Here is a 5,959-nt window from a genome sequence, read left to right as displayed (position 1 = left end):
ACCCCGCAAACGCCACGGCTTCCGAACACCGACCTACATCCTCGACCAGGTACTGTCCAACACTGCCCCTGTTGCATCGACCACGTGAATCCGCCGCCCGCATCGACCGCCATATGACTACACTCGGCGAACAGCCGGAGCCGCAGGAAGGGCTCGGCCGGTGGGCGACCGCCGAGCTTCGACGAACTCGCCGTCCGCTTCATCGCGATCGCACAGACCCGCTGCCATCAACATCTGGCTACGGAGCTTCCGAACACGGCCTAATGCCGGACGCGGACAACGAGTTTGCCCGTGGCGCGGTCGTGCTCCATGTCGTCGTGGGCCTGCGGTACCTGCTCCAGGCCGTCGTATACGCGGTCTACGGGGAAGGCCAGCTCGCCGCCCGCGACCGCGTCGAGGATCTCCTGGAAGGCTTCCCGAGGCAGGTCGGCGGCGTCGCCGAAATAGCCCGCCAGGCGCACACCCCTGGGCAGGTACTCGTTGGGAGAGAAGTCCCGCACCGTCCACTGGTTGGACAAGCTGCCGCTGAAGCAGACCGTGCCGTGCACGCGCACCGCGCGCAATGTGTCGGGCAGGGTCGGCGTGCCGACGAAATCAAGAGCGGCGTCGACGCCGTCCGGGTACAGCTCGCGCACGGCGGGCGCGACCTCGCCGGTGTCGAGCAGCGGATGGTCGATACCGCGCTCCTTCAACGAAGCGAGACGGGCAGCCTGTCGAGTGGTGGACAGCACCGTGGCACCACGCCATCTGGCCAGGGCGGCGGCGGCCAGGCCCACCGAGGAGGTGCCGCCGCGGATCAACACGGACTGACCGGGTCTCAGGTCCAGGCCGATGGTGAGTGAGCCGTAGGCGGTCTGCACCATCTCCGGTAGAGCGCCCAGCACCTCCCAAGGCAGATCGGTGTCGACGGGGATGACCTGGGATAGCGGCACCGAGGTGTATTCGGCATAGCCGCCGTCGAAAGTGCGCCCCATGTCCCCCATCATGGCGACAACCTTCTGCCCAACAGCCAGCCCGCTGCCGACGGGAGCCGCGTCGACGGTGCCAGCCGCCTCGATACCCGGCACCCGGGGGAAACTGACGCCCACGCTCACACCCAACCGAAGCTTGAGCTCCGAGCGGTTGAGGCCGAACGCCTCGACCCGGATACGCACCCAACCGTTCCTCTCGGGCGGGAAAGGCACAGTGGTCAGCCGCAAGTTCTCGATGGGGCCCGGGGCGGAGAGTCGGACGGCGCGCATAGTGGTCGGCGAGGACGTCATGGCCTGCCTTCGTTTCAGGTGGGAGGGTCGGTCAGCGGTGATCAACATGCAGCGGCTACTACTTCATTCCCGACTCGCTCCCGGTTTCCGCCTGTTGAGATCCACCCCAGACCAAACCGGCCACGCCTACTCCTCCCACGCCGCCCGAACTGGTGCCGACGCTCGGCGTCCTCGCCCGAAAACCCCGCAACGCGAAACGCTCGGCTGGCAAATACCAGCCGAGCGTTTCGTAATTCTCATTGCCGCCAATAATCAGCAGCGGTGTTGGCACAACCCATCGAATCCGCCCATCCGATCGGCGTTTCGCATCAGCTACGAGCTGTCAGTGCTTCTCCGGGCCGAGGTAGTACTCGAACACCAGACCGGCGGCGGCACCGAGCACGCACACCACGCCGATACCGATCAGCCAGAACTGGAAGAACGCCAGGCCGAGTGCGGTGATGGAACCCGCGGCGGCCAGGGTGATGGGCCAGAAGCTGCCGGGCGAGAAGAAGCCCAGATCGCCCGCTCCGTCCACGATCTCGGCGTCCTCGTAGTCCTCCGGACGCAGGTCGAGGCGACGCGCGACGAAGCGGAAGTAGGTGCCGATGATCAGCGACAGGCCGGCGGTCAGCACGGTGGCGGTGGTGCCCGCCCACTCGACGCCGGTGCGCGACTGCCCGGTGAAGTAGCCGTACACGATTGCCACGATGACGAAGAACACCGTGAGCAGCTCGAAAATCCGCGCTTCGATCTTCATGTCAGATCAGTCCTCACTTGCTGTCGGCCGCGGCCGCGCTCTTGGTCGTGCGGTCGGTGTTGAACGGCCTCGTGGAGGTGGCGACCGGAGACTCACCGATGGACTCGAGCGCCTCGGCGTTGGTCTTGCCCGTCTTGCGCGACTCGATGTACTTGGCGAACTTCTCCGGCGACACGGCACGGACCTCGAAGTTCATCATCGAGTGGAAGGTGCCGCACATCTCGGCGCACCGGCCGACGAACGCGCCTTCCTTCTCGATCTTGGTGATCTGGAAGACGTTATCCGAATGGTTTTCCTTCGGGTTCGGCATCACGTCGCGCTTGAACAGGAACTCCGGCACCCAGAAGGCGTGCACCACGTCGGCGGCGGCCAGCTGGAACTCGACGATCTTGCCGGTAGGCAGCACCAGAATCGGAACCTCGGTGCTGGAACCGACGGTCTCGATCTTGTCGTAGTGCAGGTAGGACAGGATATCGTTCTCCGGCTTGCCGTGCACGGGGCCCGGCTGCGGGTGACCGTCCTTGGTCCGCTCCTTGTACTCCTCGAGCTGCTCCTGGTTGGCGGCCTCACGCGCGGTGTCGATGCCGTCGAAGGTGAAGCCGTTCTTGAGGTCGACATTGCGGTAACCGAACTTCCAGTTCCACTGGAAGGCGGTCACGTCGACGGTGACGTCGGGGTTGTCGACCTTCTCGTGCACGTAGTTCTGCACGACGACGGTGAAGTAGAACAGCACCGCGATGATGACGAACGGGATCGCGGTGTAGGTCAACTCCAGCGGCACGTTGTAGCCGGTCTGGCGCGGGAACTCCGGGGAGTCCTTGCGCTTGCGGTGGAAGGTGATCGTCCAGAAGGTCAGACCCCACACCAGCACGCCCATCGCCAACGCGGCGACGACGGACCAGGTCCACAGCTCACGCATCCGAGTGGCCTGCGGCGTGATACCCGAAGGCCAGCCGAACCGCAGCCAAACATTGTCGATCGAGCAGCCCGAGACGAGCATCGCGGTGATGCCCAACGACACCGCCAGCCCGGCCCGCCGAAGGATCCGGCCCTGCCGACCCCTCGCGGGTCGTGCCCCGATCTCTTCGCTCGCCTTGTGCGCCACGCTCACGCCTTCCTGGTCGCCACACATTCCGACATTGCACCGCCGAGGTTGCGATCGCCTCGGCGCTACGTTCTAAGCACGTTTCAGGCCGTTCGGACGCGGGCGTCGCTTACACGCACGCACCACCTGAGAATGGCCTGAGTACTACGCAGCGTAGACCAAACCGGCGTCCGCTTTGTCGTCGGGTCGCATTCGACACTCCGCCGATACCAAATGACGTGGCCACGGGCGCGCGACGCACGGATTCCGCGCGTGCGGCATACTCGGACACTGTATTTCGATCGCCGCGCCCTCCTCCCCTGAGCGCGGTGCCGTCATGGATCAGGGCACGTGCCCCGACCGCAGGAAATGAGGTTGCCGCCGCCGTGTGTGGACTGCTCGGATTTCTGACATCTGACGTCGCAGCACCGGACACCGTGGAGCAGGTGTACAACGCCCTGCATTGCGTCCGCCACCGCGGTCCCGACGAGCGTGGCACCTGGCACGACGACCACCTGATCTTCGGTTTCAACCGCCTCTCGATCATCGATATCGAGCACTCACACCAGCCGCTGCGCTGGGGTCCGCCGGAGAACAGGCAGCGCTACGCGCTGACCTTCAACGGCGAGATCTACAACTACCTGGAGCTGCGCGCGGAGCTGGCCGAGGCGCATGCCGCCGAGTTCCCCGACGGCAAGATCTTCGACACCGAGGGTGACAGCGAGGCGATTGTCGCGGCGTTCCACTACTGGGGCCCCGAGGCGGTGCGGCGGCTGCGCGGCATGTTCGCCTTCGCGATCTGGGACACCGAGACCCAGGAGCTGTTCCTGGCGCGCGACCCGTTCGGCATCAAACCGCTGTTCCTCGCCACCGGCCCCGGCGGCACCGCGTTCGGCAGCGAGAAGAAGAGCCTGCTCGAACTACTGCCCGCGCTCGGCCTGACCGACGCACTCGACCCGCGCGCGCTGGAGCACTACACGGTGCTGCAGTACGTGCCGGAGCCCGAGACGCTGCATGCCGACATCCGCAGGCTCGAATCCGGCAGCCATGCCACCCTGCGCCAGGGCGAGGCACCCAAGGTGACCCGGTACTTCACGCCGAAATTCCAGGTGCGTCCCTTCGCGCCCGGCTCGGCGGCCGCCCGCTACCGCGAGATCGCCGAGGCGATGGAGGACTCGGTCGCCAAGCACATGCGCGCGGATGTCACCGTCGGCTCGTTCCTGTCCGGCGGCATCGACTCCACCGCGGTCGCGGCGCTTGCCATCCGGCACAACCCGAAGCTGATCACCTTCACCAGCTGCTTCGAGCGCGAGGGTTACTCCGAAGCGGATGTGGCCGCGGAGACCGCCGAGGCGATCGGCGCACGGCACGTGATCAAGACCGTCTCCCCCGCCGAGTTCGCGGCGGCGATCCCCGAAATCGTCTGGTACCTCGACGACCCGGTCGCCGACCCGGCGCTGGTTCCGCTGTACTTCGTGGCGAAAGAGGCTCGCAAGCACGTCAAGGTAGTGCTGTCCGGTGAGGGCGCCGACGAGTTGTTCGGCGGCTACACCATCTACCGGGAGCCGTTGTCGCTGAAGCCTTTCGAGCGACTGCCCCGCGGGCTGCGCAAGCTCGCAGGCAAGCTGTCGGACCGCATCCCCGAGGGAACAAGGGGCAAGAGCCTGCTGCACCGCGGCTCGCTCACCCTCGAAGAGCGCTACTACGGCAATGCGCGCAGCTTCAGCGACGCGCAGCTGCGGTCGGTGCTGCGCGATTTCCGGCCCGAATGGACCCATCAGGACGTCACGGCCCCGATCTACGCGCAATCACGCGGCTGGGACCCGGTCGCGCGCATGCAGCACCTGGACCTGTTCACCTGGCTGCGCGGCGACATCCTGGTCAAGGCCGACAAGATGACCATGGCCAACTCGCTGGAGTTGCGGGTGCCGTTCCTGGACACCGAGGTGCTGAAGGTCGCCGAAGGCGTGCCCTACGAGCAGAAGATCACCGACGCGACCACCAAATACGCACTGCGCCAAGCACTCGAGGGCATCGTGCCCCCGCATGTGTTGCACCGTGCCAAGCTCGGCTTCCCGGTCCCGCTGCGGCATTGGCTGCGCGGCGAGGAACTCTATGACTGGGCACAGCAGACCATCGCGGAATCGCAGACCGATCACCTGCTCGACAAGGGCGCCATCAAGGGCATGCTCGACGACCACCGCACCGGCCGCATCGACCACAGTCGCAGACTGTGGACGCTGTTGGTGTTCATGATCTGGCACGGCATCTTCGTCGAGAACCGCATCACCCCCGATATCCAGGAGCCCGCCTACCCGGTCTCGCTGTAACTCTTCATACCTGACCATGCGGGTGCCCGACGTTCGCTCGAATCCTGTACAGCCTGCCCGAGCAGGGAGAGAATTGATGTGCTCAGGGTGAGCGGGCAGGCCGGGTAGTCAGGAGGCGCCGTCGTGACCACTGCCAGAGACATCATGAAGTCAGGTGCTCAGTGGGTCTCCAAGGAGCAGACCGTGGAGAACGCCGCCCGCATTATGGCCAGGCGCGATGTCGATGCGCTGGTGGTCGGCGACGACAACGACCGCATGTGCGGCGTCATCGGCTACCGCGACATCGTCCTCAGGTGCGTCGCCGAGGGGCTGCCGGCAGCCAGGACCACAGTGGGTGATCTGTGTACGGGCACCCCCCGCTGGATTACCTCCGACGCGGACCTCGCGAAGGTGCTCGATGAGATGAACAGTCACCACATCAAGCACCTCCCGGTGATCGAGGATCGGCGGTTGATCGGCACGATCGGCGAAACCGACCTGGTCGATCACCTGGACGTCGCCCAACTCGGGGAATTCACCCGGGCCCACGCCGGAACGTGAGCCG

5 protein-coding genes are annotated in these 5,959 nt (G+C 65.8%); 2 read left to right on the top strand and 3 right to left on the bottom strand.

Features of this window, described 5'->3' with window-relative positions; translation table 11 throughout:
- Window positions 1-260: 260 nt before the first annotated feature.
- The 3 genes from AB0M74_RS20865 to AB0M74_RS20855 form a co-directional block, all read right to left on the bottom strand.
- Window positions 261-1,154, bottom strand: coding sequence for a zinc-binding dehydrogenase (locus AB0M74_RS20865; protein ID WP_366527917.1), 894 nt, complete (start codon window positions 1,152-1,154; stop codon window positions 261-263).
- Between the two features lie 430 nt (window positions 1,155-1,584).
- Complete coding sequence (locus AB0M74_RS20860) at window positions 1,585-2,001, bottom strand: cytochrome c oxidase subunit 4 (RefSeq protein ID WP_366527916.1); 417 nt, start codon at window positions 1,999-2,001, stop codon at window positions 1,585-1,587.
- A gap of 13 nt (window positions 2,002-2,014) precedes the next feature.
- Window positions 2,015-3,001: a cytochrome c oxidase subunit II gene (locus AB0M74_RS20855; protein WP_366527928.1), complete on the bottom strand. Its 987-nt coding sequence runs from the start codon at window positions 2,999-3,001 to the stop codon at window positions 2,015-2,017.
- Window positions 3,002-3,471: 470 nt separating this feature from the next.
- Here AB0M74_RS20855 and asnB point away from each other — a divergent pair, with 470 nt between their 5' ends.
- Both asnB and AB0M74_RS20845 read left to right on the top strand, forming a co-directional pair.
- Complete coding sequence (gene asnB / locus AB0M74_RS20850) at window positions 3,472-5,415, top strand: asparagine synthase (glutamine-hydrolyzing) (RefSeq protein ID WP_366527927.1); 1,944 nt, start codon at window positions 3,472-3,474, stop codon at window positions 5,413-5,415.
- Between the two features lie 123 nt (window positions 5,416-5,538).
- The gene (locus tag AB0M74_RS20845; protein ID WP_366527915.1) at window positions 5,539-5,955 is read left to right on the top strand and encodes a CBS domain-containing protein; all 417 of its coding nucleotides are present in this window, start codon (window positions 5,539-5,541) and stop codon (window positions 5,953-5,955) included.
- The last annotated feature ends 4 nt before the right edge of the window (window positions 5,956-5,959 follow it).

Source organism: Nocardia sp. NPDC051463 (assembly GCF_040681975.1).
Classification (GTDB): domain Bacteria; phylum Actinomycetota; class Actinomycetes; order Mycobacteriales; family Mycobacteriaceae; genus Nocardia.
Note: the sequence above shows the minus strand (reverse complement) of the source record. Positions and strands in the feature narration are given on the sequence as shown.

What these genes read in the sequence shown, in the direction of transcription:
- AB0M74_RS20855 (WP_366527928.1), bottom strand. Translation starts at nt 3,001, where the DNA reads ATGCTCGTCTCGGGCTGCTCGATCGACAATGTTTGGCTGCGGTTCGGC.
- AB0M74_RS20860 (WP_366527916.1), bottom strand. Translation starts at nt 2,001, where the DNA reads ATGAAGATCGAAGCGCGGATTTTCGAGCTGCTCACGGTGTTCTTCGTC.